The following is a 26,753-nucleotide window of genomic DNA, read 5'->3' on the forward strand; positions in this document are numbered from 1 at the left end:
ATATGGAATTTTTTTGGTACGTAGTTTTAATGGGAATTCTGGCTGTTTATATTGTATTAGACGGTTATGATTTTGGCGCAGGAATTATTCATTTATTTTTGGCTAAAGAAGAGAAAGATAAAAAAGCAATTACAAGTGCTATTGGTCCGTTTTGGGATGCAAACGAAGTTTGGATAATTGCTGCAGGAGGTGTTTTGTTTTTTGCTTTTCCAACTTTATATGCTTCTTCTTTCAGCGGATTTTATTTGCCTTTAATTATGATTTTATGGCTTTTGATTTTCCGTGCAATAGGTTTAGAAATGCGCGGTCAGGTGCATCATCCAATGTGGGAAACGATTTGGGATAAAGCTTTCGGAATTGCGAGTTTGCTTTTGGCGCTGTTCTTCGGAATTGCTTTGGGAAATATTGTTCGCGGTGTAAATCTGGGAATGGTAACGAACGGTGTTTCGACACAAGAAGCACATTTTTTCTTTTTGCCTTTATGGAATCCAACTTTTAGTCCGCAAGCAAATGAATTGGGAATTATAGATTGGTTTACGCTTTTTCTTGGAATTGTGAGCGTTGTAGCTTTAACGATTCATGGCGCAAATTGGATTATCTTTAAAACTAATTCATCTTTGAATGCAAAACTTAAAAATCTGGTTTTTAAACTCAATATTGCCTTATTGGTTTTGGTTATTATTTCGTTGCAAATTTGGCATTTTATTGAGCCACAGCCGTTTCATAACTTTCTCGAGAACCCGATTCTTTGGTTTTTTCCTTTAATGACTTTTGTTGGAATTTTAGGTTTATTCAAAGTGCGTTCGTACCAAAAAGACGGAATGGGATTTTTGTTTTCGACTTTATTTTTGGTTGGAGGATTTGCTTCAACAGCTGTTTCGATTTTTCCGAATGTTTTGCCGTCGACAAATAAAGTAAATCCGTCGTTAACTATTTATAACACTGCCGCTGGCGAATACGGATTAAACGCCGGAATGAGTTGGTTTTTTATCGCTTTGTTTCTGGTGATTATTTATTTTATTATTCAGTATCGCGTTTTTAGCGGTAAAATGGATGAGGTTGGATATGGGGAACATTAGTTTTATTCGCCACGAATTGCACAAATTTTTACGAAGTTTTTAATATAATGATATTTTCTTTTTAAAATGATGCTTGAATTTTAATTTGCATCCATTTTGAATCAATTGGTTTAATTGTAAGAATTTTAAACATGTATGATAATTTTTATCATTTTCTATAAATAAAAAAGCCCTTCTATTTAGAAGGGCTTATTTATTTGAAAAGCTTCATCAGATTTATATCCTGCTTTTTACAGCTTCATCAGATATTAATCCTGCTTTTAATTTCTTATACAAAGATAATGTACTATTAGTACATTTACATTCTGTGTTTAATACTATTTATTTATTCATCTATAAGAAACAATATAGAAACCTTATACTTGATAATTGTCTACTTCAGTTCTTCTACCACTTACTTTAACTGATAATGTAGAATCTTTTTCATTCATATTAATTGAATATTGTCCTTCAGCTTCTTGAAAACCGTCTTTTCGCATTGCAGTAATTACAGTAGCTTCATATGTCGCAACATCTATAAAGTGATATTCTACAATTAGGTTTAATTGTAACTGATCTTTAAAGGTTTCCATTAATAATACTCTGACTGCTGTACTTTTAAGTGGTGTATAATTAATTACATTTACATTTTTATTTCTTAATGAATAATGTAATAAATGAAGAAAAGAATTTTCAACCAATGGTTCAACGTACTTTGGTTCAATACCCTCTCTAGCTCCATTTTCATCACCTTTTGTTAATCTTTTTACATAATGTCCATCAACGAAATAATCTAAATTTAAATGTACCGTAAAACTCTTTTTGTGTTGTGCATTCATTGATGCTGCACTTACTGTGTATTTGTTAGGATCAATAATTGTTGCTGTTATAGATTTTACTATTCTTTTTCTTTTAGGCTTATCTTCATTCATTCGAATTAATTTAAAGGTGCAATATTAATTAAAATTTATAAATGTAAAATGTATCTTACAAAAAAGGAAGTGTATTTTACTGTACTATTAAATTTTTTAAAGAATTTTAAATATCTTTGAACTATGAGCACAGCAACAAAACCAAAACATATCGGACGAAACATAAGCCGAATCAGAGAGCTTAGAGGAATGAAACAAGAAGCACTTGCACAAGCAATTGGTTCAAACCAACAAGCTATTTCCGGAATTGAAGGAAGTGAAGAAGTTGATACTAAAAAACTTGAACAAATTGCAAAAGCGCTTGGAGTTACAGTAGAAGCTATTGAGAATTTTTCGGAAGAATCTGTTTTTAATTTTTTTAATAATTTTTACGATAATAGTGCTAGTAACGGCCAAGGCTCATTTAACCCAGCTTTTAGTTTCAATCCTTTAGATAAAGTGGTTGAACTTTATGAGCGTTTAATTCAGGCTGAAAAAGAATTAGTTCAGGCTGAAAAAGAAAAAGTACAATATCTGGAAAAGCTTTTGAAAAAATAGAAATATAAAAGACTTAAGTTCAAGCTAGTTTGCGTTAGGGATAGTAGCGGTATCCTTTTTCTTGCTTCTTTAGCAAGGAAAAGATACAAGCGGATAGCCCGGCCGAAGGAAACGCCCAAAATATTGTTTTAATTCTCGCTGCTTATAAAATGAAATACTTAAAAATTATTATATTTTTTTTCTTTTTCGGATGTATCAAAATTTTTGCTTGCGATTGTTATTCTCCAAAGCCAATTTTAGAATTTTATTCTTCAAAATATGTTTTTGAAGGCTTGGTCGTAAACAAAAAATTCACCAAAGATTCGGCAACTTATACAATTAAAGTAAAAGTGCTTAAGAGTTATAAAAGAGGTAGTATTCCGAAAGAATTGTCTTTTACTTTTTATTATAAAAAAGAAAACTCTGTTTGGAGTTCTTGTTATTCGGAAGTCTATAAAAATCAGAAATTGCTTGTTTTTGCTTCTGAATATAAAGGAAATTTAGGTTTTGATACTATGTGCTCCAATTCTCAGGTTATTCGAGAGGACGGCATAAATCCTGTTTTACAAAAAGTGCTTGATCACGGTAATGAATTTAAATTGGAGGATTATATATATGGAAATGAATCTGATGTTAAATATGAATTTAATATTCCGAAGCCAATTACAAATATTGATTCAATTTTTAAATATGAGAAAGCGTGGAAGAGTGATAAATCATTTGGACTTTTTGCGCTATTTATTAATAAAAAAGGAGAGTTGGAGTCTGTTTTTAATTTCTTAGACTGGAACTATTCGTACGGAGAATTTAAATTTGATCCATTTTTTGGTTTATTGAAAGATTTTCATGTAAAAAGTAAAAGGCCTTTAACTGATTTTGAAATACATACTATAGAATTACTAAAAAAAGTGAAAGTTTGGGAACTAAAAAGAAATAATAAATCTCAAATTATTGTTGACTATATGACTTTTATATATGTTGAGTTTGATGAAAAAAAGATGGAATGGTTTTATGAATTACGATGAATTTTGAAAACGAGAATGATTTAACGGATAATACTCAAAACAAGCTTATTCAATTTTTCGTATTGATACCAATTTTTAGAATAAATTTGTAAAACTGCTTACATCTATTCTAAATCGCAACTAAAACCCATGGAAGACCTGACATCATTTATTGAAAACATTAATAAGAAAGTCGTCTTATTACCAGATGAAATGAATGCTTTATTGTCTGAGTTTAAAGTGCGAAAAATAAAGAAAAGACAGTTTATCGTACAACCGGAATTTGTAAATAAACAGAGAACTTATGTACTTGAAGGGGCTTTTCGCGCTTATGTTGTTGATGAAAAAGGAACGGAACATACGATTCAGTTTGCTATTGAAGACTGGTGGATAGCCGATTATAATAGTTATATATTCCAAACTCCGGCGACTATGTTTATCGTAGCATTAGAAGATAGTGTGATACTGCAAATAAACCATGAAGCCGAAGAGAAATTAAAATCTTCTACCCATAATCTTGAAACGTTATTTCGTTTAATGGCCGAAAAATCGGCTGCGTTTTATGCACGACGCATTATTGCAATGCTTACACAAAATGCAGAACAGCGTTATAGTGAGTTTCTTGAAAAGTTTCCAAAAGTGGCGCAACGCTTGCCACAATACGCCCTTGCATCGTATCTTAATATGACTACAGAATTTTTATCGAAAATACGTAATGAAAAAGTGAAGAAGAAAAGTTGAAGTAGTTCAACCTTTTTTCCTAAGATACTTCAACTTTTCAGCCTGACTTAATATCCAACTTTGCTTTATCAATTAATAACATATAATTAATAAAATAAAGATGGAAAATTCAGGAAAATTAAATGGTAAAGTAGCATTAATAACAGGTGCATCAAAAGGTATTGGTGCCGGAATTGCTAAAGCATACGCAAATCAGGGAGCGACTGTGGTTGTTAATTACGCTAGCAGTAAAAATGACGCCGATAAAGTAGTACAGGAAATAACTTCAAATGGTGGAAAAGCAATTGCAATACAAGGTAATGTTGAAAAAGCAACCGATGTAAAACGCATTTTTGAAGAAATCGTAAAGACATTTGGTAAACTAGATATATTGGTAAACAATGCAGGCGTTTACAGCTTTGCGGGTATTGATGATATTACAGAAGAATCATTTCACCACATGTTTAACATTAATATTTTGGGCAGTATACTTACGATTCAGCAAGCCGTGAAATTATTTGGAGATAAAGGCGGCGCTATCATTAATGTGGGTTCAATCGTATCAACGCTTGATATGCCAACCACTTTGGTTTATACTCAAACTAAATATGCTGTTGATGCCATGACACGTATTCTTGCTAAAGAACTTGGTCCGAAGAAAATACGTATCAACTCTATTAATCCTGGACTAATCGAAACTGAAGGTTCTCACAGTTCTGGAGTTATGAATGGAGATGGAGAAAAATGGCACGTTTCAGAAACACCACTTGGCCGAGTAGGAAAACCGGATGATATTGCAAAAGTGGCCGTATTTCTTGCTTCTGAAGATTCTTACTGGATCACTGGCGAAGCTATCGCTGTTTCTGGTGGACAACGTTAATTAAACTTTGGTTCATAAAACAGAACGACTAAATTCAATGACGGGATTATTTCTGTCATTGAATTTTTTTGTTTTTAAACTTTGCCAAAGCTTGATCTGCAATTAAAATATTAAAAAATGATCTGCCAGATCTGCCAGATCTGCCAAATCTGCGAGAAAAAACATTTAAAACAAAACCTCTTTTGTAATAATATAAAATCCCATAACCAAAACAAACCAACCGAAAATAGGTTTTAGTTTTGCGCCATCAATTTTTTTAGAAAGCTGACTTCCAATTATCATTCCGATAAGTGCCATTGCAGAAACACTTAATAAAAAAGGATAGTTTATGGGAGTTCCAATATATAAATCGCCTCCAAAACCTATCGAAGAATTTATGGTGATAATTAATAATGAAGTTCCAACGGCTTGTTTCATTGGCAAATTGGCAAAAAAGAGCAAAGCAGGAATAATTAAAAATCCGCCGCCGGCGCCAAGAAATCCAGTTATGATTCCGACTACGAAACCTATAAAACTTAATTGAAGGTAATTGGTTTCTGCACCTTTTATTTCGGGATTGCTTTTTCGAATCATAGAAATTGCTGCGGTAATCATCAAAACAGAAAAGACAATCATAATCAGAAAATCTTTAGAAACAGAATACGAAGCGATTGAAAATAGGGTAGAAGCAATTTGAGGGAAAATAACTTCGCGGATAATCAAAATAGAAATCACAGAAGGAATCGCAAAATACAATGCCGATTTTAGTTTCAGATTTCCCATTTTATAATGACTGTAACTTCCGGATAAAGCAGTTAATCCAACAATAAATAAAGAATAAGATGTTGCCTGCTCCGGATTTACTTTAAATAAATAGACCAAAATAGGAATGGTCAATATCGAACCGCCTCCGCCAATTAAGCCAAGAGAAATCCCGATAATGATCGAAGCAAAATATCCTATATATTCCATTGCTAGTTTTTTATGCAAAGGTGCTTCGTTAAAAAGAGATTCACAGTAACATTTATCACATAAGTATTATATATTTTTTCCGCCACGAATTCACGAATTATTTCTCTTAAGATTAAAAATAAATTCGTGAATTCGTGGCTATTTTTAAGCTATTTTAATAATTCAATCTGGTTTCGGTTAAGTTTTACCAAACCTCTTTGTTCCATTTTTTTAAGTAATCTCGAAACAACTTCGCGGGAAGTATTTAATTCGGTAGCAATTTCCTGATGTGATAATTTTACTTCCTGACATCCACAGGCATCAGAATGTCTTTTCAGATAAAACTCCAAACGTTCGTCCATCGAACGGAAAGCAATATTATCAACCACTTCAAGAACTTCTTCAAAACGGCTTCGGTACGTTTCGATTACAAATTCGTACCACGATCTGTGTTCCATCATCCATTTATCCATCATTTGCAGTGGAATCATCATAACCGAAACATCTTCGACCACTTTGGCCATAATCTGGCTTTTTTCGCTTTTGGCGGTACAAATCATAGAAATTGCGCAGGCTTGTCCGGGTTGCAAATAATACATTAAAAATTCTCCGCCATCTTCGCCTTCACGATAAATTTTGATTTTTCCTTTCGTAATCAAAACTGTGTTTTTGATGTATTGTCCGGTACGCATTAAAATAGTTCCGGCTTCAAAATGCTGTAGACTTCCATTTTCTTCAATAGTAGAAATAAGCTCGTTGGAGAAATTTGGAAAGATGGTTTTTAATGAATTTTGCATTTATTATATTTTTTTGCCACGAATTACACGAATTTTCACAAATTAGGTTTGCGTTTATTTTTGAATTGATGACGGATGTTTTTTTTTGAAATATTGGATGTTTTTCTATATGTTGGAAATTATTTTTTTGGCGCGAATTTTACAAAATTCTAAAAAATAATTCGTGAAAATTAGTGTAATTCGTGGCGAATACTTTTATCAAAAAGAGATTAAAAATTATAATTTTTTACAAAGATAATAGATTCAACTATCATTAATTATCAGAAAACTATATTTAAGAGTATTTTGCGCAAATGAAAAAATCCTATTTTCTATCGATTTTGCAGACTATATTTTTAAAAATAGTAAGTAAATTTGTAATTCACTGATTATAATAGTTTCTCTAAAACGTTTTCTGAGAATAATAATCGAAATCGTATTTGGTACGTTTTTAATTAATAGAAACGTCGTAATTTTACAAAAAACACATATTATGAATTTATCACAAGAAGATTGGGTTAATCAGCTTGCTGCTGACGAGAATGCAGTTATACTGGACGTAAGAACTGAAGACGAATTTAATGACGGCTATATTGAGAATGCTGTAAACATCGACATCAATAAAGGCCAGGGTTTTATTTATGAAATCGAAGAATTAGACAAAAATAAAAATTATTATGTGTACTGCCGTTCTGGAGCCAGAAGTGCAAAAGCATGCCAGGTTATGAATGAGTTAGGGATTAATAATGCCTATAATTTACTTGGCGGAATCCTGGACTGGGAAGGCGAAACAGTAAATCCATAACACAAAAAAAGAGGCACTAAAAAGCCTCTTTTTTCTTTTGAAATTGCTATTAATAACCAGACTATAAAATTACCAAATTATGAGTTTAATACCCGAAGAATATCAAATTACAAACCTTATAAATCAAGATACTTATCTTGTTAATGGAGAATTGAAAAAATGGACAGGACAAACTACGCCTGTATTTTCGACAATTTCTTCTACAGAAAAATATGCGCCAACCGTACTTGGATCAATTCCGTTTATGGGAGAAAAAGAAGCTGCAGAAGTAGTTGAGGCTGCCAATGGAGCCTACAATAAAGGTCAGGGCTTATGGCCAACCATGAAAGTGGCTGATCGTATTAAATGCATGGAAAATTTCGTTAGACAAATGAAAGAAACCCGCGAAGAAGTGGTGAAACTTTTGATGTGGGAAATTGGAAAAAACCTTGGCGATTCGCAAAAAGAATTTGACAGAACAGTAGAATATATTCAGGATACGATTGACAGTTACAAAGAATTAAATGGTCGTAGCTCACATTTTGAAAAAGTACAAGGTGTAAATGCTATGATTCGCCGTGGACCTCTTGGAGTTGTTTTATGTCTTGGACCTTACAATTATCCATTAAACGAGACTTTTTCATTGTTGATTCCGGCTTTAATTATGGGTAACACGGTTATCTTTAAACCGGCAAAACATGGCGTTTTATGTATTTCACCATTATTGCATGCTTTTAGAAGCAGTTTTCCTAAAGGTGTTATTAACATTGTTTACGGAAGAGGCCGCGAAATTGCATCTCCAATCATGAAATCAGGAAAAATTGATGTTTTGGCATTAATCGGAAACAGTAAATCAGCAATCGCTTTGCAGGATCAACATCCAAATAAAAACAGATTGCGTTTGATTTTAGGATTAGAAGCTAAAAACCCGGCCATTATTTTACCGGATGCTGATTTAGATTTAGCGATTCAGGAATGTATTGCAGGATCTTTATCTTTTAACGGACAACGTTGTACGGCTTTAAAAATATTATACGTGCACGAATCTATTGCAGAAGAATTTAACCGACGTTTCTCTGAAAAAGTAGATGGATTATTGTTTGGAAATCCTTGGGAAAAAGGAGTTTCATTAACACCGCTTCCTGAAACAGATAAACCAAAATATATTCAGGGTTTAATTGACGATGCCACTAGCAAAGGAGCAAAAATCCTGAACGAAAAAGGAGGAAAACATACCGATAATTATATATTCCCAGCCGTTTTATTTCCTGTAAATAAACAAATGAGAGTGTATCATGAAGAACAATTTGGACCAGTAGTGCCTATTATTTCTTTTAAACATATTGATGAACCTCTTGATGATATGGCCGAATCTAATTACGGACAACAAGTAAGTCTGTTCGGAAAAGATATTAAAACTCTGGCACCGCTTATCGATTCTTTGGTAAACTTAGTTTGCAGAGTAAACCTGAATAGTTCTTGCCAAAGAGGTCCGGACGCTTTCCCGTTTACAGGTCGTAAAGATTCTGCAGTAGGAACCTTAAGTATTCCTGATGCATTGCGTTCATTCTCGATTCGTACGTTCGTAGCTTCAAAAGATATTGCTTACAATAATGAGATATTGCAGGAATTGCTAAACAGCAAAGAATCGAACTTCATTAATACCGATTATATTTTGTAAATATCAGTTATATATTAATTACAGAAACCGTCTTTTTCTTTTTAGAATCAGGCGGTTTTTCTTTTTTAAAGCTTAAAATAATATTTCATAGAGAACTGTAACATTCAATTAAAAAATTACACTAATATTATAATCAATTTTAATTACCAAAAAACCTGAACCACTTATGGAAAAATTTATACTAATCGTATTTTTATTTCTGGCGCAAAATAATTTTGCCCAAGAGCTTTATATGCCCAGAAATATTAAAGATGCCTACGCAAAAGGAACTCGTTCTGCTGATGGAAAACCAGGCAAAAATTACTGGCAAAATCACGGAAAATATGATATTGCATTAACGGTAAACGCAGGTACAAAAGTAGTTAGCGGAACCGAAACTATCGTTTATGAAAATAATAGTAACGATACTCTTAGAAATCTTAAAATTAGATTTGTTAATAATCTGCATAAACCTTCTTCTCCAAGAAGCGGAACTGTAAGTGACGATTTCCTGAGCGACGGACTTACGATTACTTCTCTAAAAGTAGCCGGTGAAATCTATAAAGAAGATGCGAGAAAATGGGGAACAGTAGGAAGTGTAAAATTGAATAAAGTGATTTTGCCACATTCTAAAACCACAATAGATATCGACTGGAACTATCCTTTATCTAAAGAAAGCGGAAGAGAAGGTCAAATTGATGAAAGTACTTTTTTCGTAGCATATAGTTATCCAAGGGTTTCTGTTTTTGATGATTACAATAAATGGGATATACTTTCTCATACAGATCGTCAGGAGTTTTATAACGATTTTAATGATTATACCTATTCTGTAAAAGCGCCTAAAAATTACGTGGTTTACGCAACCGGAGATTTATTAAATCCGGATGAGGTTTTACAACCTGAATTTGCAGCCCGTTTGAAAAAATCATATACAACAGATGAAATTTTGCACATTGCAAATGAACAGGAAATGAAAAGCGGTGTTGTAACCAAACAAAACGACTGGAATATCTGGAAATTTGAAGCCAAGAATATCTCTGATGTTTGTTTTGGATTAAGCGACCATTATTTATGGGATGCGAGTAGCGTTATGGTAGACAAAAAAACAAACCGTCGTGCAAGCGTTCAGGCGGCGTATGATGCAAAAGGAACTGATTTTGTAAATTCTATCAAAAACAATCGATATGCTTTAGATTGGTTTTCGAACAATTGGCCGGGAGTTCCGTACCCATTTTCTAAAATGACCGCTTTTCAGGGATTTGCAGATATGGAATATCCTATGATGTGTAATGATTCGCAAGTTGGAGATCCTGTTTTTGCGCAATTGGTTCAGGATCATGAAGTAGCACATACTTATTTTCCTTTTTATATGGGAATCAACGAAACGCGTTATGCTTTTATGGATGAAGGCTGGGCAACTACGTTTGAATATTTAATTGGAATTGCAGAACACGGTAAAGAAGCTGCAGACAAATTTTATAAAGAATTTAGAGTAGCAAATTATATTAATGATGCTTCGACTGAAGAAGATCAGCCTATTATTTCTATGTCTACACAAGTTTCAGGCCCGGGTTATGGAAACAATTCTTATGGAAAAGCTTCACTTTCTTATATTGCTTTAAAAGATATGCTTGGCGATGAGTTATTCAAAAAATCACTTCATGCTTATATGGATACGTGGAATGGAAAACATCCAATTCCGTGGGATTATTTTAATTCATTTAATACAAGTTCAGGAAAAAACCTGAATTGGTTTTTCAACAACTGGTTTTTTACCAATAACTACATTGATCTTTCAGTTAAAAATGTGGCAAAAAATACTGTTTCTGTAGAAAACGTGGGAGGTTTTGCAATTCCGTTTGATGTAAATGTTGTTTATGCTGATGGTTCAAAAGAAACCTTGCATCAAACTCCTGCAATTTGGCAATCGAATCAAAAATTAGCTGCCATTGCTTTAAACAGTAAAAAACAAATTAAACAAATCACTGTTGATGGTGGTATTTTTATGGATTTTACGCCGGCAAATAATATCTGGACAGCAAAATAAATAATAACAGAATTGTTCTAAAAATCATCTTCTTCAAATATTGAGGAAGATGATTTTTTTATTTCAACTTAATGTATTTATAATCAATGAGTTAATGGCTTTTGTTTTTTTAGATTTTAGATTAATTAAATAATTACGGGAAACCGTAAGAAATTATTTAATTAATCTAGTTATGTTTGCAATCAATTTAAAATCCCCAATTTAAATGAAAACTTACCTTAACCTAGTTCTTTTATTGCTATCAATTAATATTATAGCTCAAGATGACGCAAAAGCTAAATTTCAAAAAAATAAATACGAAATGGCTGTGTCCTACTACAAAAAAGCAGATTTTAAAAATGCACTCGATTTATATTCTGTCGCATCCAAAATCAGACCTGAAAATGATTTAGGGAAAGAATCTATTAAAAAAGTAGATACCTTAAAAACCATTTTAAGAAAAGATATTATCGATAAAGCTTTGGGAATATGGAAACTAAAAGGCGATAAACCTGTTTGGTCTGTAAACTCAGAAAATGATTCTAAAAATGCATTAGTTCTGGAATTTATTGAAATAAACAACACTCAGATTTTATTTTATGAACAGGATAAAAAGACTTTAGTTAAGAAGCTTTTAAAAACAGAGAATCTTGTGTTTTACAATAAAGACGAATCAGATTCTTTATTCTCAGCCATTATTTTATCTGACGGAACGATATGGAATTGCACATTAGATGAAAACTCAGAAGTTTTGCATGTTATTAATATTGCAAAACAAACCGAAAAAGGTGTTGAAAAAGTAGAAACCAATAACCTGGAGCGATTTTATACCAAAGGATAAAAGAATTACATAAGCTAAATTTCGATTTACTTTTTGTATTATATTTACTACTCTGAAACACCAAAATTTAATCAGTTAGAAATATGATACATAATAATTTACAGACTATTTTCAGAAAGAGAATAGTCTTTTTTTGTTTTTTGATGGTATTGGTAAATATAGGATTTGCTCAAAAGAAAATTGAAATAGGAACTATTGATAGTATCTCTTCGAAAATTTTAAATGAACAAAGAAAAATTTGGGTACATCTTCCCGGAAGCGCTCAACAGAAAGGTTTTTCTAAAGAAAAATATCCAGTTGTTTACGTTTTAGATGGTGATGCTCATTTTAGTTCAGTTGTGGGAATGATCGAAGAATTAAGCGAAGTAAATGGCAATACACTTTGCCCGGAAATGATTGTAGTGGGTATTCTTAATACAAATCGAAATCGTGATCTTACCCCAACACATTCAGATATTGATCTACCTTTTGTAAATAAAAACAGTAGTGAACAATCCGGAGGCGGGGAAAAATTTACCGAGTTTCTTGAAAAAGAATTAATTCCATACATCGATTCAAAATATCCGGCGGCACCTTACAGAACTTTGGTAGGTCATTCCTTAGGAGGATTAACGGTTATAAATATATTGACCAATCATACCAATGTTTTTAATTCTTATGTAGCTATTGATCCAAGTATGTGGTGGAATCATGAAAAATTTTTAAAAGAAACAACTCAAAAGTTGGCTAATAAAAATCTCGCCAATGTATCCTTATTTATGGGAATTGCAAATACCATGGATGATGATATGGATATTGTAAAAGTTAGAAAAGATACTACCAAATTTACAAGACATATTAGATCAATTTTAGATTTGAATGATTTTTTAAGCCAGAATAAAAAGAGCAATTTGCGCTATCAGCACCAATATTATAAAAATGATAGTCATGGGTCGGTTCCTTTGATTGCAACTTATGATGCGTTGCGATTTATATTTGATTTTAATGAATTAAAACTTTCCATCGCTGATCGCGTAAATTTTAATAAAGCAGTTTTCACCAAAATAGAAAAACATTATGAAAATATTTCAAACCATTTTGGTTATAAAGTAAGCGTGCCTGAACGTGTTGTAAACGTTTATGGTTATCAGGCACTTTCAAAAAAAGACAATGATTTTGCAGGTTATTTATTTAAATTAAATGTTACGAATTTTCCCGAAAGTCCAAATACGTATGATTCACTGGGAGATTTTTATGAAGCAAATGGAGATAAAAAAAATGCCATTGCTAATTATAAAAAAGTACTCACATTAGATAAAGATTTCCCTGAAACTAAAGAGAAACTAGAAAAACTTTCAAAATAATAATGCATTATGTCGGGAGAAAAGGATTTACAAATATTACTTAAAAGCATGAAACCTGAACATAATGCAGGTGATTATGTTTTTTGTAAAACAGAAAACTCAGAACAAATAAATCTGAATGATATTGAAATGTTCTTTAAAGAAAAAGAGGCCATTACATTAATTCTCAAAAAAGAAACGGCTGATCAATTAAAATTAGATTATGCTGTTGTAATGTCCTGGATAACGCTTTCTGTACATTCGTCATTAGAAGCAGTTGGTTTAACAGCCGCTTTTTCAAAAGCACTTTCAGAAAATGAAATTAGCTGCAATGTTGTTGCGGCCTATTATCACGATCATATTTTTGTAAATAAAAATGATGTAGAAAAAGCAATGAAAATTTTAAACTCATTTTCAAACTGAGTTTGATGATAAATTCAATTAAAAAGGGGAATCTAAATTTAGATTCCCGTTTTTGGTTTTATGATAAAATAATTACAAATACTTTAAATTTGAAGAAAATAATTTTACAATGAAAATTGCAGCAATTCAGCCATCAGAAACCTGGCAAATAAGACATGAAGTAATGTGGCCGGATCAGCCTTTTGGATTTGTTCAATTGGCCGAAGATGATTTGGGATTGCATTTTGGTGTTTTTATAGACGAAAAATTGGTTTCAATAGTTTCCTGTTTTATTACAGATAAAGAATTACAGTTTCGAAAATTAGCTACTTTAGAAAAGTTTCAGGGTCAGGGAATTGCATCAAAATTATTAGAATATGTTTTTGATCTGGCAAAAGAAAAAGGACTGAAAAAAATTTGGTGCAACGCAAGAACGAACAAAAAGCTCTTTTATGAGAAATTCGGAATGCATGATACTAATAAAACTTTCACAAAAGCAGGACAGGAATTTACTATAATGGAAATTTCGCTATAGAAAAATAATAAAAATTGCGAAATAAATTATAGAGTATCAAATATTTACGATTATCTTTTTTTGAGTTGCCTTGTTTTAGAGATTGTTTATCAATGTTGCTTTAATGTTAATTTGAAATATTGCTTTCCTATAAAATAGAGGGTTTTATTACGAAATTATGAGCAAAAAAAAAAGAAAACGTTTTCGTGTATTAGAACTTGTTAAGACTTTCTTATTTTATTTTTTTTATTCCAATCTTTTACTACTTTCGCACTCAAATGAGAAAGTTAATAGTATTTTTAACATTTATGAATTTCCTTCTGTTAGGCGGAGGGCAATATCTTAATGCTGAAACGCACCTAAATTCTCATCACCTTCTTGAAAAAAGACACCGAGTAAAATTTACCAATAACGAACAAGGCAGTTCAATCATCGAAGATGCCGATTTAGATTTGGATGAAGAATATCTTGGTAGTGATAAAGATGGACTTTCTGCTAAGTTTCTTGCAACAAACTATAGCTTATTAAATGATTTTTATTTGACAATCTCACGTCAAAACGTTGCAAACTCATATAGTCTTTTTGAAATTTTGGGCCCATCATGCGGTCAGTCAAATCCTATTTATATTACTCAGAGAGTTTTAAGAATTTGATTTATACTTATACATCGGTTACCAAAAGCGTGATCATGCATAACTATGAATTGTATTTTTAAGATATTTCTTCATTTTTAATTTTCACGTTTTATTCTGGCGACTGATGATTCTTTACATCTAAAGGAATTTTCATATTCCTAATTCAATCGCTTAATTTCCATTTTTATACCATGAAAAGAATAGTCGTGTTAACAGGCTTATTTGCCTTGTTGTGCCTTACCAGTTGTACATCAAAAAAAGAAGAAAAAGAAGAAGAAGAAAAATTTACAGTGACCAATCCTGTAAAAATTGATACTTCGTTTACAAAAGAGTATGTTTCTCAGATAAAATCTGTTAGAAATATCGAACTCCGTGCCCAGGAAAAAGGGTTTTTACAAAACATTTATGTTGATGAAGGTCAGTTTGTAAAAGCTGGTCAGGTTTTGTTCAGAATTATGCCAAAACTTTATGAAGCAGAATTACTTAAAGCTCAGGCTGAAGAAAAATCTGCAGAAATAGAATTGCAAAATGCTAAAACTTTAGCAGATAAAAATATCGTTTCTAAAAACGAGCAAGCAGTTGCCCAGTCAAAATTACAAGCAGCAAGAGCTGAAGTAGCGTTGGCAAAAATTCACTTAGGATTTACCGAAATCAGAGCTCCGTTTGATGGAACAATTGACCGTATTCCATTAAAATTAGGAAGTCTTATCGACGAAGGAGAATTACTAACAAGCCTTTCAGATAACAGTCAAATGTTCGCTTATTTCAACGTTTCAGAGCCAGAATATCTTCAATATGAAAATGATGTAAAAGATCGTGCTCAGACTAAAGTGAATTTGCTTTTGGCAAATGGCGAAGTTTTTAAATACCAAGGAAACGTAGAAGTTATCGAAAGTGAATTTAACAACGAAACAGGAAATATTGCTTTTAGAGCAAGATTCCCTAACTCAGGTAAATTACTTAGAAATGGTGAAACAGGAAAAGTTCAAATGCTTGTTCCGTTGAAAAATGCTATTGTGATTCCACAAAAAGCGACTTACGAAATTCAGGACAAAAAATATGTTTTTGTTGTAGATAAAAACAATAAAGTAAGTTCAAGAGAAATCACAATTACAGGTGAAATTCCAGATTTGTATGTTGTAAGCAGCGGACTTACTGAAAATGATAAAATCTTACTTGAAGGAGTTCAGAAAGTAAAAGAGAATGACAAAATTAAATTTGAATACCAATCTCCTCAAACGGTAATTACTCATTTACGCGTAAAAGCAGAATAGGTTTAATTGGTTTTAATCATTAAAAAAATATACAAATGTTTAATAAATTTATACAAAGACCAGTACTGTCGATAGTAATATCGCTGGTAATTGTCTTTTTAGGGGTGTTATCGGTAATGAATTTGCCTATTACACAATTCCCTTCTATTTCTCCTCCAATGGTAAACGTTACGGCAGATTACCCTGGATCGAATGGAGAATTGATGATCAAATCAGTTGTTATTCCTTTAGAAAGAGCTCTAAATGGAGTTCCCGGAATGAAATACATGACTTCTGATGCGGGAAATGATGGTGAAGCAAGTATTCAGGTTGTATTTAACTTAGGTACAGATCCTAATCAGGCTGCAATTAACGTTCAAAACCGTGTAGCTTCGGTTACGAATAAATTACCTCCATTGGTAGTTCGTGAAGGAGTTAAGATTACACGTGAAGTTCCGAGTATGTTGATGTATGTGAATCTTTATAGTACGGATAAAAATACCGACATGAAGTTCTTATACAACTATGCCGATATCAACGTACTTTCAGAATTAAAAAGGGTAAATGGTGTTGGTTCCGGAGATATCTTAGGAACACGTGAATATGCGATGCGTATCTGGTTAAAACCTGATCGTATGTTGGCTTATAAAATTTCTGCCGATGAGGTAATGGAAGCATTATCAAGTCAGAGTTTAGAAGCTTCTCCAGGTAAAACCGGAGAAAGTTCTGGTAAGCGTTCTCAGGCATTTGAATATGTATTGAAATATTCAGGACGTTTTACAACTAAAGAACAATATGAGAATATCGTAGTAAAATCAAACAGTAACGGAGAACTTTTACGTTTGAAAGATATTGCCAAAGTTGAATTTGGTAGCTCGATGTATGATATCTATTCGAACTTAAATGGAAGACCATCTGCAGCGATCGTATTAAAACAATCTTTTGGAAGTAATGCGAATCAGGTTATTGAAGATGTAAAAGCAAAACTGGAAAAAATTAAAGGAAAATTCCCAAAAGGAATGAATTACGAAATATCTTATGACGTATCTAAATTCTTAGATGCCTCTATCGAGAAAGTAATTCACACCTTGATCGAAGCCTTTATTTTGGTTGGTTTAGTAGTTTTCCTTTTCTTAGGAGACTGGCGTTCTACGGTTATTCCGGCAATTGCAGTACCGGTTTCGTTGGTTGGAACTTTTGTGTTCATGCAATTTTTCGATATTTCATTGAACTTAATTACATTATTTGCTTTGGTTTTGGCAATTGGGGTCGTCGTCGATGATGCGATTGTAGTTATTGAAGCCGTTCACGCCAAAATGGAAGAAGAACATCTTTCGCCATTTAAAGCGACTAAAAAAGCGATGCACGAAATTGCAGGAGCTATTATTGCGATTACATTCCTGATGGCTGCGGTATTTATTCCGGTTGCCTTTATGTCTGGCCCGGTTGGAGTTTTCTACCGACAATTCTCGATCACGATGGCAACAGCGATTATCCTTTCAGGTATTGTGGCTTTGACTTTAACACCGGCACTTTGTGCGATGATGTTAAAAAACAATCACGGTACGCCTAAAAAGAGAACGCCTGTAAACATATTTATAGACGGATTTAATAACAAGTTTAACCTTGCACAAGGAAAATACCAAAATGTATTAGGTAAAATTGTAAACAGAAGATCAGTTACTATTATCGCACTTCTTGGATTTTGTGCCGGAACATGGTTAATCAGTAGCACAGTTCCTTCAGGATTTATCCCGAATGAGGATCAGGGAATGTTTTATGCGATTATTCAAACACCTCCGGGTTCATCATTAGAAAGAACAAATAATATTGCAGAGAAATTGCAAAAAATAGCCGAAGGTGTTGAAGGAGTAAAATCAGTTTCTTCATTGGCAGGTTATGAGATTTTGACTGAAGGTACAGGATCGAATGCAGGTACTTGTTTGATCAACTTAGAAGACTGGAACGATCGTAAACAATCTGTACAGGAAATTATGACAGAACTGGAAGAGAAATCGAAAGATATTCCAGGTGCTAATATCGAATTTTTCCAACCACCGGCAGTTCCAGGATATGGAGCAGCAGGAGGATTTGAGCTTCGTTTGTTAGATAAAACAGGATCTAGTGATTTCAAAAAATTAGAAGCTGTTAATAAAGATTTTGTTGAAGAATTGAACAAACGTCCGGAATTAGCCAACGTATTTAGTTTCTTTAGTGCAAGTTTCCCTCAATATATGATGAAGGTAGACAATGATTTGGCACAACAAAAAGGAGTTTCTATTGAAAACGCGATGAACAGTTTATCAACGCTTGTGGGTAGTAACTACGAAATCAGTTTCATTAAATACGGAATCAACTATAAAGTAATCGTTCAGGCTTCGCCGGAATATCGTGCACAACCGGATGATATCTTAAAGCTTTATGTGAAAAATGATCGTGATGAAATGGTTCCTTATTCTGCTTTTATGAAATTAGAAAAAGTATACGGTCTTTCAGAAATTACGAGACATAATATGTATACTTCGACTGAAATTAGTGGTGGAGCTGCTCCGGGATATAGTTCTGGTACAGCGATTAAAGTAATTCAGGAAGTTGCAGCTAAAAAATTACCTAGAGGATATGATATTGACTGGGCGGGTATTTCTGCCGATGAGGTTGCACAAGGTAATCAGGCAATTTGGGTGTTCCTTATTTGTTTAGGATTCGTTTATCTGGTATTAGCGGCACAATACGAAAGTTTTATTTTGCCATTATCAGTGATTCTTTCTTTACCTGCAGGTATTTTTGGAGCTTTCCTTTTATTAAAAGTAGCAGGTTTAGAAAACAACATTTATGCTCAGGTTGCGATGGTAATGCTTATTGGTTTATTGGGTAAAAATGCCGTGTTAATTGTAGAGTTTGCGATTCAAAGGCACGCTGCAGGAAGAACAGTTCTTGAAGCAGCAATGGAAGGTGCGAAAGCAAGGTTCCGTCCGATCCTGATGACATCATTTGCTTTTATCGCCGGATTATTGCCACTTGCTTTTGCTACAGGACCTGGTAAAATTGGTAACAGAACAATTGGTACTGCTGCTGCGGGAGGTATGCTTATAGGAACTATTTGTGGGGTATTTGTAATTCCTGGATTGTATTACATTTTTGGAAGAATTGCTGAGAAACACAAACTAGTTAAACATGAAGAAGAGAATCCATTAACAGAAGAAATTGACAACAATCATGTATAAATTTAAACCATATCAATATAGTGTTGCTGTGGGACTTTGCCTTGCTGTTGCAAGTTGCAAAGCTCCACAGGCGACCACAGAAACGCCAAGTAAACCGGTTCCTGATGCTTTTTATGTAAATAATGTAAGCAAGGATACGACTAACATGGCAAAGATTCCGTATCATGATTTCTTTAAAGATCAAAATCTGGTTAATTTGATTGATTTAGCACTGAAAAACAATCAGGAGTTATTGATCACTTTACAGGAAATTGAAATTGCGAAGAATGATGTTCGTGTAAGAAAAGGTCTTTTATTGCCAACTGCAGGAATTAGAGCAGGAGCAGGAGTAGAGAAGGTCGGTAGATATACAAGCCAGGGTGCGGGTGATGCTTCGACAGAAATTATGCCTGGAAAAGAAACACCGGATCCGCTTGGTGATTTTGCTATTGCAGCTTATGCAAACTGGGAAGTGGATATCTGGAAAAAATTGCGCAATTCTAAAAAAGCAGCATTAACCAGATATTTAGCTACTGTTGAAGGTAAAAATTTTGTAGTGACAAGTTTAGTAGCTGAAATTGCGAATTCTTACTATGAATTATTGGCTTTAGACAGTCAGTTAGAAATTGTAAAACAAAATATCGAATTACAATCGAACGCTTTAGAAATTGTAAAAGTTCAGAAACAAGCTGCGAGAGCAACAGAATTGGCTGTTCAGAAATTTCAGGCTGAAGTTTTAACTTCAAAAAGTTTAGAGTTTGATATTCGTCAGCAAATAAAAGAAGCAGAAAACAAGATTAACTTTTTGGTAGGTCAATATCCACAGGAAATAAAAAGAGACAGAAGCAACTTTTTAACTTTGTTGCCATCAACAGTTAGTTCAGGAATTCCGTCTCAATTATTAGCAAATCGTCCAGACGTTAAACAAGCAGAGTTAGAATTAACGGCTGCAAAACTAGACGTAAAAGTAGCTCGCGCAGAATTTTATCCGTCATTGGATATTTCGGCTGCGATAGGCTTTAATGCTTTTAATCCATCGTATTTGTTTACACTTCCGGAATCGCTTATATATTCGTTAGCTGGAGATGTTGTTGCGCCTTTAATTAACAGAAATGCAATTAAAGCGGAGTTTAGCAGTGCAAATGCAAGACAACTTCAAGCGTTATATAATTATGACAAAACGATTTTGAATGCTTATATAGAAGTGTCTAATCAACTTTCTAAAATTGATAATTTAGGAAAGAGTTACGATTTAAAATCGCAACAAGTAGACGCTTTAAACACATCTATTGATGTTTCTAATGATTTGTTTAAATCAGCAAGAGTTGATTATTTCGAAGTGTTAATGACACAAAGAGATGCATTAGAAGCTAAATTAGAATTAATTGATACTAAAAAAGACCAATTGAATGCTGCAGTCAATGTTTACAAAGGCTTAGGCGGCGGTTGGAAATAAAATTGTGCTTGTTAATTTGTAGAAAAAAGCCTTTCGAGAGTTATATCTTGAAAGGCTTTTTATATTTTATGATCGATTTACCTCTGTTGGTTTAATTCCGAATTGCTTTTTAAATGAAACTGAAAAGTGTGACAAACTTTCAAATCCTAAATCAATATAAATTTCGGATGGTTTCTTCTTTTTTTCATTCATCAAAAAGTAAGCTTCTTCCAGACGTCTTTGCACCAGCCAACGGCTAGGAGTTTTGTTAAAAATGGCTGCGAAATCACGCTTAAAAGCAGATACGCTTCTGCCTGTTAAAAAAGCAAAACGCTCTACACTTACATTAAAACGAAAGTTACGATTCATAAAAGCTTCAAGATTGAGACGTCCGGGTTTTTCGAAATCAAATAATAAACCTGAAAGTTCAGGTTGGTGTTTCAGTAATATTAGTAACAGCTCTTCATATTTTAAATCTTCAAAAGTATCATCCAATTGCATCACACCTTTATGGTAAGGCTCTAATGATTGAATGAATTTTTCAATCATTTTTGTTTTCGAAATTTTTATGCAAGGTTCTTCGCCTTTAAAATCAATTGTTTTTATTTGATATTTTTTTTGAAAATTCACCAGAAAAGGCTCATCAAAACAAAATATAATAGGATCAAAATTTTCTTTGCTTTCCAGTAATTTATATTTTAATAGATAATTTTTACGGGCAATACCGCAATCTCCGGTTTTAAATATATAGTTTTTATGAGTGTCAAAAAAACAGATGGCACCATTTGCAATATAGACAAATACATTGTCAGGGATAAATTGTTCTTTTAGGATATTTGTTTGCTTATCGTCTGCTATGGTTTTCATTCTGCTAAATATTTAATTCAAACGGTTTCACTTTTAAACGGATGTTCCAGATAAATCATTATCAAAGGCAGTATTAAAAATGGAATTTCTATTAATGCAAATTTAAGATTTCCTGCTTTTATTGCTAAAGCCATCATCAATACAATTTGTATCGCTCGTATTGCATTTCCTAAAAAGAAAGTTTTTGGGAATAAAATTAATATAGCTGCACCAATAGACCAAACGCCAATGAATATACGTGTTGTATTTGTAATACCTAGTTGAGACATCATTTGTAAATAAGTTTCTGTAGGTTTGCTAAAAACACGGCTTCCGTGGCTTATGCCTATGTATACAGAAATCAGGATTAATATACCGCTTATAATTTTCATCTTAAATATTTTTGTTAATTAAGTTGTATTTTATCATACTGTCTACTGCTGACAGAATAGTAGTTTCTTGTGTTGCAATAGGTTTCCAGCTCAGAATATTTTTCGCTTTAGTATTGCTAATATTTCGGTTCATATTTAGAAATACTATGCCTTCTTTTGCCTGTACATTAAATATAGCTCCTATTTTGATGATCCAGTTAGGAAGTATTTTAGAGGAAACTTTTTCTGCGATATTTGGTCTTTTATTTTTTAAAAGAATTGCAATTTCAGGTAAAGAAATTTGCCCGTCTGCAGATGCGATGAAACGTTGTCCGTTAGCTTCAGGTGTAATCATAGCACGGATATGTAAATCGGCTACATCTCTTACATCTACAATATTCAATGGAATATTTGGAACTGCTTTCATTTTTCCGTTTAACAAATTTTCAAGCAACATAAAACTACCCGTAATATGTTCATTCAATGAAGGTCCCATAATAGCGACTGCGTTTATTGTTGTAAATTCTAAATTGGTTTTGCTGTTTTTAATATAATCCCATGCTGCTTTTTCTGCCAGTGTTTTTGATTTTTCATATACAGACAGCCCTTTCATATTTGGATTAGTCCAGTCACTTTCTGTGGTTTGGCGGGTTTTGTCAGTCTGTGAGAATCCTACAGCACCAAAGTTAGAAGTCATTACAACTCTTTTTACACCTTCCTGATTGGCAAATTTTAAAACGCGCAAAATGCCTTCTACTGCCGGACGAATGGCTTGGCTTTCGCTTTTTGGTTTTTCGAAAAAAACTGGCGAAGCAACGCTTAATACATATTTGCACCCTTTTAATGCTGCTTCCCAATTATGGTCTTCCGTAAGTTCTGTGACCACAAATGAAAGATTGTCCAGATTAGTAACATCATTCGCTTTCAACACTGCAATTATTTTGTCTTTATTTTTCAGGTTGCGTACTGTGGTTCTTACCTGAAACCCTTTCTGTAAAAGTTGCATGATAATCTGCATAGCAACAAATCCGGTTCCGCCAGTTACCAAAACGATATCTTTATTTTCCATTTTATAAAAATTTATACTGCAAAGTTGGCGATAAAAGAGTAAATAAACTTTATTGAAAAGTCCAAATTCACTTTACTGAAAAGTTCATATAATATTGATTTTTATCGAGAAATTGGTTTTTGTGGACATTTATATATAATTAAAATTTTATATATCCAGTCAAAAACAGCATTATAAAAAAAACCTTCAAAATCAATTGACTTTGAAGGTTTTTAGTTTTGAAAAAATCTAAAGTTGTTACGATTCTTTCTCATTATCAATTTCGGCTTCTTCAGACTTCGAAACATAATTTAATTCTTCTTTATTTTTTTCATTAATTTTTATACATTTTTACGACCGTTTTTTCCAAAGGAATTTCTTCTCCTTCGCACTTTACGGTAAAAGTTGTTGTTTTATACATAAAAGCAGGTCTAACTTCTATTTCGATATCCTTATCAGGATGATTTTTTTTCATTTTTTTAAAGGCTGCTACAATTTCTTCTTCATCAAATTTTGCTTCGCTATTGTAAATCTTAAAATAAAAAGAAGCATTCAACGGCAATGCTAAATGATTGAATGATTTTTTATTTATTACTTCTTGATAAATATTGTCTTCCTCGCCATTTATATATCCAACATAATAATGATTAAGTTTATCTTCTTTGTAAAAACTCATAGTAAAACGCCAATTGTATTTTTCTCGATAGGTATCCCAAATTCCATAAGGAATACCAGCCTTAGCAATCTTTTCTTGCAAATATTTTGGAACTAAACCTTTGTAAAATTTGTCATAAAAAGTTTCTAAATCTTTAAAGGCTCCTGGAACGGGAACAAATGAATTTACATCAACAAAAGTTTCTTTCGCTTGATAACGTGCAATCTCTCTACGATGTACATCACCTGTTAAAAAAAGAACTACAATACCACCAGGCGCAACAGCTACAGTAATATGTTTGTAGGTCTCATGTATAAGTTTTTCTTTTGCGTGGTTCCAGTTATAAAAGCCTTCTCGAAATAATTCTAGCATTTTATTTTGCGTAGTTTCGTCTATTGTAGCTTCAATATTCCAGAATTTTTTTTCGGCATAACTTACCCAAGTAAGCGAAAGTATGGATGGTATAATGTTACCTCCGGCTCCTATATCAGTGCCGTCGTATGACCAACCATCATCTTCGATACCTGAATTATGTAAGGCTGTTATAAATTTGTCTTGTGTAGCAAGGTATCCTTTATGTATTTCAATAGGGTAATCCTCGACAGACGTTACTGTGGCAGACCAGACAAAATCAGTTTTATTACTCATCTCTTTTTCTTTGTTACAGGAAATAAAAAAGAGAAAACTACAAATAGTTATTTTAAAATATTTTATCATTATGCCTTGTTCTTCCACATTCTAACTACTACTTTTTTTAATGGAATTTCTTCTCCCTCACATTTTACGGTAAACTCTACAGTTTTATACATAAAAGCTACTCTTGCTTCAATTTCTATAGTTGCATCAGGATGGTTTTTGCTTATTTTTTTAAAAGCATTCAAGATTTCTTCACCATCAAATTCAGCCTCTGCATTATATAAACTAAACCAAAATCGACAATAAGAAGGAAGGGCCTTACTTTGATATAAGCTTAAATCTTCTACTTTTATTATTTCTTTTTCTCCGTTTACATATTCTGATTCCCTATCTAAACTTTCTTTATCTGTTTTGTAAAAATGTAAATTAAAACGGTACTTGTATTTCGTTCTGTAATTCTTCCATAAGTTAACTGGAACGCCATTTTTTTTGATATATTCTTGAGTTTCTTTAGGGACTTCACTGTCATAAAAGAAATTATAAAACTCTTGTTGGGTGCGTTCATGAGGATTTCTATAAAATTCATTAGCACTTACAAAAGTCTCGACAGCTTGATAGTGGGTTATTTCTGTTTTTTTATTTAACCCGGACAACCATAAAACAACTATGCCACCTGGTGCCAATCCTACGGTGATTTTTTTATAGGTAATATGAGACCATATCCCATTTAGGTCTTTATTCATATATCCTTCTTTAAACAATTGTTGTATTTTATCCTGAGTGACTTTATTTATTGAAGTTTCAATTTTCCAAAACTTTTTTTCAGCATAACTTATCCATGTTAAAGATAATTGTGTTGGTATTTCATTACCACCAGAAAGTGCATCTCCATCATAATTCCAGCCATCTTCAATAGTACCTGTACTTATAAATGCTGACATCATTTTTTTATCATTCCCTAAATATCCTCGATGTATCTCTATCGGATACATTCTTGGTGCCGTTACAGCAACCCCCCAATTGAAATTTTCTTTGTTATTTGATTTTTTACTTTTCTCACAAGAAATAAAAAAGAGAAAAAAACAGAAACATACAATGCTATACTTTTGCATTAATTTTTATACATTTTTACGACCGTTTTTTCCAAAGGAATTTCCTCTCCTTCGCACTTCACAGTAAAAGTTGTGCTTTTATACATAAAAGCAGGTCTAACTTCTATTTCAATAGTTGCATCAGGATGATTTTTTTTCAATTTTTTAAAGGCTGCCACAATTTCTTCTTCATCAAATTTTGCTTCGCCATTGTATATTTTATAATAGAATCTAACATTAAGAGGAAGTGCTAAATGATTAATGTTTTTTTTAGCTAATTCATTTTCATTCATATAATTTGCTTCTCCATTAATATAACTAACATACAAATCTGTGAGAGTATCTTCTTTATAAAAAAAAGTTTGAAAACGCCAATTGTATTTTTCTCGATAAATATCCCAAATGCCATAAGGAATACCAGATTTAGCAATTTTTTCCTGAAGGTATTTAGGAACTGATTTCTTATACCACCAATCATAAAATTCTTGTTGATTATCGCCATCTGGGTTGTCATAAAAAGCATTAACATCAACAAAAGTTTCTTTGGCTTGGTAGCGGGCTACCTCCTTACGATGTGCTGTACCCGTTATAAAAATTACAACAACACCTCCTGGTGCAACGGCAATTGTAATATGATTATAAGTACTGTGTTTGGGAGCCTTTTTGACATTATCCCAATTATAGAATCCTTCTCGAAATAAAGCTAATATTTTGTTTTGAGTAGTTTGATCTATTGTGGTTTCAATATTCCAGAATTTTTTTTCGGCATAACTTACCCAAGTAAGCGAAAGCATCGTAGGTATTATATTACCTCCAGCGCTTATATCAGTGCCATCATATCCCCATCCTTCATCTTCTATTCCTGAATTATGAATAGCTGTTATAAATTTGTCTTGTGTGGCAATATAGCCTTTGTGTATTTCTATTGGATAATCTTCAACAGACGTTACTGTAGCTGACCATGTAAAATCATTTTTATTACTCATATCTTTTTTTTATTACAGGAAATAAAAAAAAGAAAACTACAAATAGTTATATTAAAATATTTTATCATTATACCTTATTCTTCCACATTCTAACTACGACTTTTTTTAATGGAATTTCTTCTCCCTCACATTTTACGGTAAAATCTACTGTTTTATACATAAAAGCTACTCTTGCTTCAATTTCTATAGTTGCATCAGGATGGTTTTTGCTTATTTTTTTAAAAGCATT

At 32.7% G+C, this 26,753-nt stretch carries 25 protein-coding genes; 16 read left to right on the forward strand and 9 right to left on the reverse strand.

Annotated elements, in window-relative coordinates; translation table 11 throughout:
• The first annotated feature begins 2 nt into the window (after positions 1–2).
• Positions 3–1,079, forward strand: a complete 1,077-nt coding sequence (gene cydB, locus GKZ86_RS18690) for a cytochrome d ubiquinol oxidase subunit II (protein WP_154784571.1) — start codon at positions 3–5, stop codon at positions 1,077–1,079.
• Positions 1,080–1,435: 356 nt separating this feature from the next.
• Here cydB and GKZ86_RS18695 read toward each other — a convergent pair whose 3' ends face one another.
• The gene (locus tag GKZ86_RS18695) at positions 1,436–1,990 is read right to left on the reverse strand and encodes a hypothetical protein (protein ID WP_154784572.1); all 555 of its coding nucleotides are present in this window, start codon (positions 1,988–1,990) and stop codon (positions 1,436–1,438) included.
• 123 nt (positions 1,991–2,113) lie between these two features.
• Here GKZ86_RS18695 and GKZ86_RS18700 point away from each other — a divergent pair, with 123 nt between their 5' ends.
• The 4 genes from GKZ86_RS18700 to GKZ86_RS18715 all read left to right on the forward strand — a co-directional run bounded on the left by GKZ86_RS18700 (position 2,114) and on the right by GKZ86_RS18715 (position 5,110).
• Positions 2,114–2,527: a helix-turn-helix domain-containing protein gene (locus GKZ86_RS18700; RefSeq protein ID WP_154784573.1), complete on the forward strand. Its 414-nt coding sequence runs from the start codon at positions 2,114–2,116 to the stop codon at positions 2,525–2,527.
• Positions 2,528–2,676: 149 nt separating this feature from the next.
• Positions 2,677–3,531, forward strand: a complete 855-nt coding sequence (locus tag GKZ86_RS18705; RefSeq protein ID WP_154784574.1) for a hypothetical protein — start codon at positions 2,677–2,679, stop codon at positions 3,529–3,531.
• A 129-nt stretch (positions 3,532–3,660) separates the two neighbouring features.
• Positions 3,661–4,251, forward strand: a complete 591-nt coding sequence (locus tag GKZ86_RS18710; RefSeq protein ID WP_154784575.1) for a Crp/Fnr family transcriptional regulator — start codon at positions 3,661–3,663, stop codon at positions 4,249–4,251.
• A gap of 100 nt (positions 4,252–4,351) precedes the next feature.
• Positions 4,352–5,110 (forward strand): glucose 1-dehydrogenase, encoded by a 759-nt coding sequence (locus GKZ86_RS18715; RefSeq protein WP_154784576.1) that lies wholly within the window; start codon positions 4,352–4,354, stop codon positions 5,108–5,110.
• 165 nt (positions 5,111–5,275) lie between these two features.
• On the opposite strand, the gene GKZ86_RS18720 is transcribed toward GKZ86_RS18715, so the two are convergent.
• Both GKZ86_RS18720 and GKZ86_RS18725 read right to left on the reverse strand, forming a co-directional pair.
• Positions 5,276–6,061, reverse strand: a complete 786-nt coding sequence (locus GKZ86_RS18720) for a sulfite exporter TauE/SafE family protein (RefSeq protein ID WP_154784577.1) — start codon at positions 6,059–6,061, stop codon at positions 5,276–5,278.
• A 149-nt stretch (positions 6,062–6,210) separates the two neighbouring features.
• Positions 6,211–6,837, reverse strand: coding sequence for a Crp/Fnr family transcriptional regulator (locus tag GKZ86_RS18725; RefSeq protein ID WP_154784578.1), 627 nt, complete (start codon positions 6,835–6,837; stop codon positions 6,211–6,213).
• A gap of 472 nt (positions 6,838–7,309) precedes the next feature.
• On the opposite strand from GKZ86_RS18725, the gene GKZ86_RS18730 reads away from it, so the two are divergent.
• The 11 genes from GKZ86_RS18730 to GKZ86_RS18780 all read left to right on the forward strand — a co-directional run bounded on the left by GKZ86_RS18730 (position 7,310) and on the right by GKZ86_RS18780 (position 20,912).
• Positions 7,310–7,621, forward strand: a complete 312-nt coding sequence (locus GKZ86_RS18730) for a rhodanese-like domain-containing protein (RefSeq protein WP_140505265.1) — start codon at positions 7,310–7,312, stop codon at positions 7,619–7,621.
• A 79-nt stretch (positions 7,622–7,700) separates the two neighbouring features.
• A complete protein-coding gene (locus tag GKZ86_RS18735; protein ID WP_154784579.1) occupies positions 7,701–9,281 on the forward strand; it encodes an NADP-dependent glyceraldehyde-3-phosphate dehydrogenase in 1,581 nt (526 codons plus the stop codon).
• Between the two features lie 166 nt (positions 9,282–9,447).
• Complete coding sequence (locus GKZ86_RS18740; RefSeq protein ID WP_154784580.1) at positions 9,448–11,307, forward strand: M1 family metallopeptidase; 1,860 nt, start codon at positions 9,448–9,450, stop codon at positions 11,305–11,307.
• Between the two features lie 205 nt (positions 11,308–11,512).
• Positions 11,513–12,127, forward strand: a complete 615-nt coding sequence (locus GKZ86_RS18745; RefSeq protein WP_154784581.1) for a hypothetical protein — start codon at positions 11,513–11,515, stop codon at positions 12,125–12,127.
• A gap of 83 nt (positions 12,128–12,210) precedes the next feature.
• The gene (locus GKZ86_RS18750) at positions 12,211–13,470 is read left to right on the forward strand and encodes an alpha/beta hydrolase-fold protein (protein WP_154784582.1); all 1,260 of its coding nucleotides are present in this window, start codon (positions 12,211–12,213) and stop codon (positions 13,468–13,470) included.
• Positions 13,471–13,479: 9 nt separating this feature from the next.
• Complete coding sequence (locus GKZ86_RS18755; RefSeq protein WP_154784583.1) at positions 13,480–13,872, forward strand: ACT domain-containing protein; 393 nt, start codon at positions 13,480–13,482, stop codon at positions 13,870–13,872.
• 109 nt (positions 13,873–13,981) lie between these two features.
• Positions 13,982–14,386 carry a GNAT family N-acetyltransferase gene (locus GKZ86_RS18760; RefSeq protein WP_154784584.1) on the forward strand — a complete coding sequence of 135 codons (405 nt, stop codon included), beginning with the start codon at positions 13,982–13,984 and terminating at the stop codon, positions 14,384–14,386.
• A gap of 287 nt (positions 14,387–14,673) precedes the next feature.
• Positions 14,674–15,018 (forward strand): hypothetical protein, encoded by a 345-nt coding sequence (locus GKZ86_RS18765; RefSeq protein WP_228526599.1) that lies wholly within the window; start codon positions 14,674–14,676, stop codon positions 15,016–15,018.
• Between the two features lie 173 nt (positions 15,019–15,191).
• Entirely contained in the window at positions 15,192–16,274 is a 1,083-nt protein-coding gene (locus GKZ86_RS18770) for an efflux RND transporter periplasmic adaptor subunit (protein WP_154784586.1), read from the forward strand.
• Between the two features lie 35 nt (positions 16,275–16,309).
• Complete coding sequence (locus GKZ86_RS18775; protein WP_154784587.1) at positions 16,310–19,477, forward strand: efflux RND transporter permease subunit; 3,168 nt, start codon at positions 16,310–16,312, stop codon at positions 19,475–19,477.
• Positions 19,470–20,912 carry a TolC family protein gene (locus GKZ86_RS18780; protein WP_154784588.1) on the forward strand — a complete coding sequence of 481 codons (1,443 nt, stop codon included), beginning with the start codon at positions 19,470–19,472 and terminating at the stop codon, positions 20,910–20,912. Before GKZ86_RS18775 ends, GKZ86_RS18780 begins: the two co-directional genes overlap by 8 nt.
• A gap of 66 nt (positions 20,913–20,978) precedes the next feature.
• On the opposite strand, the gene GKZ86_RS18785 is transcribed toward GKZ86_RS18780, so the two are convergent.
• The 6 genes from GKZ86_RS18785 to GKZ86_RS18810 form a co-directional block, all read right to left on the reverse strand.
• The gene (locus GKZ86_RS18785) at positions 20,979–21,758 is read right to left on the reverse strand and encodes an AraC family transcriptional regulator (RefSeq protein ID WP_154784589.1); all 780 of its coding nucleotides are present in this window, start codon (positions 21,756–21,758) and stop codon (positions 20,979–20,981) included.
• Positions 21,759–21,775: 17 nt separating this feature from the next.
• A complete protein-coding gene (locus tag GKZ86_RS18790) occupies positions 21,776–22,129 on the reverse strand; it encodes a hypothetical protein (RefSeq protein ID WP_154784590.1) in 354 nt (117 codons plus the stop codon).
• A 1-nt stretch (position 22,130) separates the two neighbouring features.
• Positions 22,131–23,177 (reverse strand): aldehyde reductase, encoded by a 1,047-nt coding sequence (locus GKZ86_RS18795; RefSeq protein ID WP_154784591.1) that lies wholly within the window; start codon positions 23,175–23,177, stop codon positions 22,131–22,133.
• A 313-nt stretch (positions 23,178–23,490) separates the two neighbouring features.
• On the reverse strand, positions 23,491–24,459 hold the full coding sequence (locus GKZ86_RS18800) for a DUF2931 family protein (protein WP_228526598.1): 969 nt from the start codon (positions 24,457–24,459) through the stop codon (positions 23,491–23,493).
• Positions 24,460–24,527: 68 nt separating this feature from the next.
• Positions 24,528–25,559, reverse strand: coding sequence for a DUF2931 family protein (locus GKZ86_RS18805; protein ID WP_154784593.1), 1,032 nt, complete (start codon positions 25,557–25,559; stop codon positions 24,528–24,530).
• Positions 25,559–26,524 (reverse strand): DUF2931 family protein, encoded by a 966-nt coding sequence (locus tag GKZ86_RS18810; RefSeq protein WP_154784594.1) that lies wholly within the window; start codon positions 26,522–26,524, stop codon positions 25,559–25,561. Before GKZ86_RS18810 ends, GKZ86_RS18805 begins: the two co-directional genes overlap by 1 nt.
• Positions 26,525–26,753: the final 229 nt, after the last annotated feature.

Origin of the sequence: Flavobacterium sp. LC2016-13 (assembly GCF_009707955.1) — a bacterium.
Taxonomy (GTDB): Bacteria; Bacteroidota; Bacteroidia; order Flavobacteriales; family Flavobacteriaceae; genus Flavobacterium.

Coding starts and splice junctions, on each gene's coding strand:
- GKZ86_RS18755 (WP_154784583.1), top strand. CDS start 13,480: ATGTCGGGAGAAAAGGATTTACAAATATTACTTAAAAGCATGAAACCT.
- GKZ86_RS18695 (WP_154784572.1), bottom strand. CDS start 1,990: ATGAATGAAGATAAGCCTAAAAGAAAAAGAATAGTAAAATCTATAACA.
- GKZ86_RS18730 (WP_140505265.1), top strand. CDS start 7,310: ATGAATTTATCACAAGAAGATTGGGTTAATCAGCTTGCTGCTGACGAG.
- GKZ86_RS18765 (WP_228526599.1), top strand. CDS start 14,674: ATGAATTTCCTTCTGTTAGGCGGAGGGCAATATCTTAATGCTGAAACG.
- GKZ86_RS18700 (WP_154784573.1), top strand. CDS start 2,114: ATGAGCACAGCAACAAAACCAAAACATATCGGACGAAACATAAGCCGA.
- GKZ86_RS18720 (WP_154784577.1), bottom strand. CDS start 6,061: ATGGAATATATAGGATATTTTGCTTCGATCATTATCGGGATTTCTCTT.
- GKZ86_RS18780 (WP_154784588.1), top strand. CDS start 19,470: ATGTATAAATTTAAACCATATCAATATAGTGTTGCTGTGGGACTTTGC.
- GKZ86_RS18725 (WP_154784578.1), bottom strand. CDS start 6,837: ATGCAAAATTCATTAAAAACCATCTTTCCAAATTTCTCCAACGAGCTT.
- GKZ86_RS18735 (WP_154784579.1), top strand. CDS start 7,701: ATGAGTTTAATACCCGAAGAATATCAAATTACAAACCTTATAAATCAA.
- cydB (WP_154784571.1), top strand. CDS start 3: ATGGAATTTTTTTGGTACGTAGTTTTAATGGGAATTCTGGCTGTTTAT.
- GKZ86_RS18810 (WP_154784594.1), bottom strand. CDS start 26,524: ATGAGTAATAAAAATGATTTTACATGGTCAGCTACAGTAACGTCTGTT.
- GKZ86_RS18745 (WP_154784581.1), top strand. CDS start 11,513: ATGAAAACTTACCTTAACCTAGTTCTTTTATTGCTATCAATTAATATT.
- GKZ86_RS18795 (WP_154784591.1), bottom strand. CDS start 23,177: ATGGAAAATAAAGATATCGTTTTGGTAACTGGCGGAACCGGATTTGTT.
- GKZ86_RS18710 (WP_154784575.1), top strand. CDS start 3,661: ATGGAAGACCTGACATCATTTATTGAAAACATTAATAAGAAAGTCGTC.
- GKZ86_RS18800 (WP_228526598.1), bottom strand. CDS start 24,459: ATGAGTAATAAAACTGATTTTGTCTGGTCTGCCACAGTAACGTCTGTC.
- GKZ86_RS18770 (WP_154784586.1), top strand. CDS start 15,192: ATGAAAAGAATAGTCGTGTTAACAGGCTTATTTGCCTTGTTGTGCCTT.
- GKZ86_RS18775 (WP_154784587.1), top strand. CDS start 16,310: ATGTTTAATAAATTTATACAAAGACCAGTACTGTCGATAGTAATATCG.
- GKZ86_RS18805 (WP_154784593.1), bottom strand. CDS start 25,559: ATGCAAAAGTATAGCATTGTATGTTTCTGTTTTTTTCTCTTTTTTATT.
- GKZ86_RS18740 (WP_154784580.1), top strand. CDS start 9,448: ATGGAAAAATTTATACTAATCGTATTTTTATTTCTGGCGCAAAATAAT.
- GKZ86_RS18785 (WP_154784589.1), bottom strand. CDS start 21,758: ATGAAAACCATAGCAGACGATAAGCAAACAAATATCCTAAAAGAACAA.
- GKZ86_RS18750 (WP_154784582.1), top strand. CDS start 12,211: ATGATACATAATAATTTACAGACTATTTTCAGAAAGAGAATAGTCTTT.
- GKZ86_RS18705 (WP_154784574.1), top strand. CDS start 2,677: ATGAAATACTTAAAAATTATTATATTTTTTTTCTTTTTCGGATGTATC.
- GKZ86_RS18790 (WP_154784590.1), bottom strand. CDS start 22,129: ATGAAAATTATAAGCGGTATATTAATCCTGATTTCTGTATACATAGGC.
- GKZ86_RS18760 (WP_154784584.1), top strand. CDS start 13,982: ATGAAAATTGCAGCAATTCAGCCATCAGAAACCTGGCAAATAAGACAT.
- GKZ86_RS18715 (WP_154784576.1), top strand. CDS start 4,352: ATGGAAAATTCAGGAAAATTAAATGGTAAAGTAGCATTAATAACAGGT.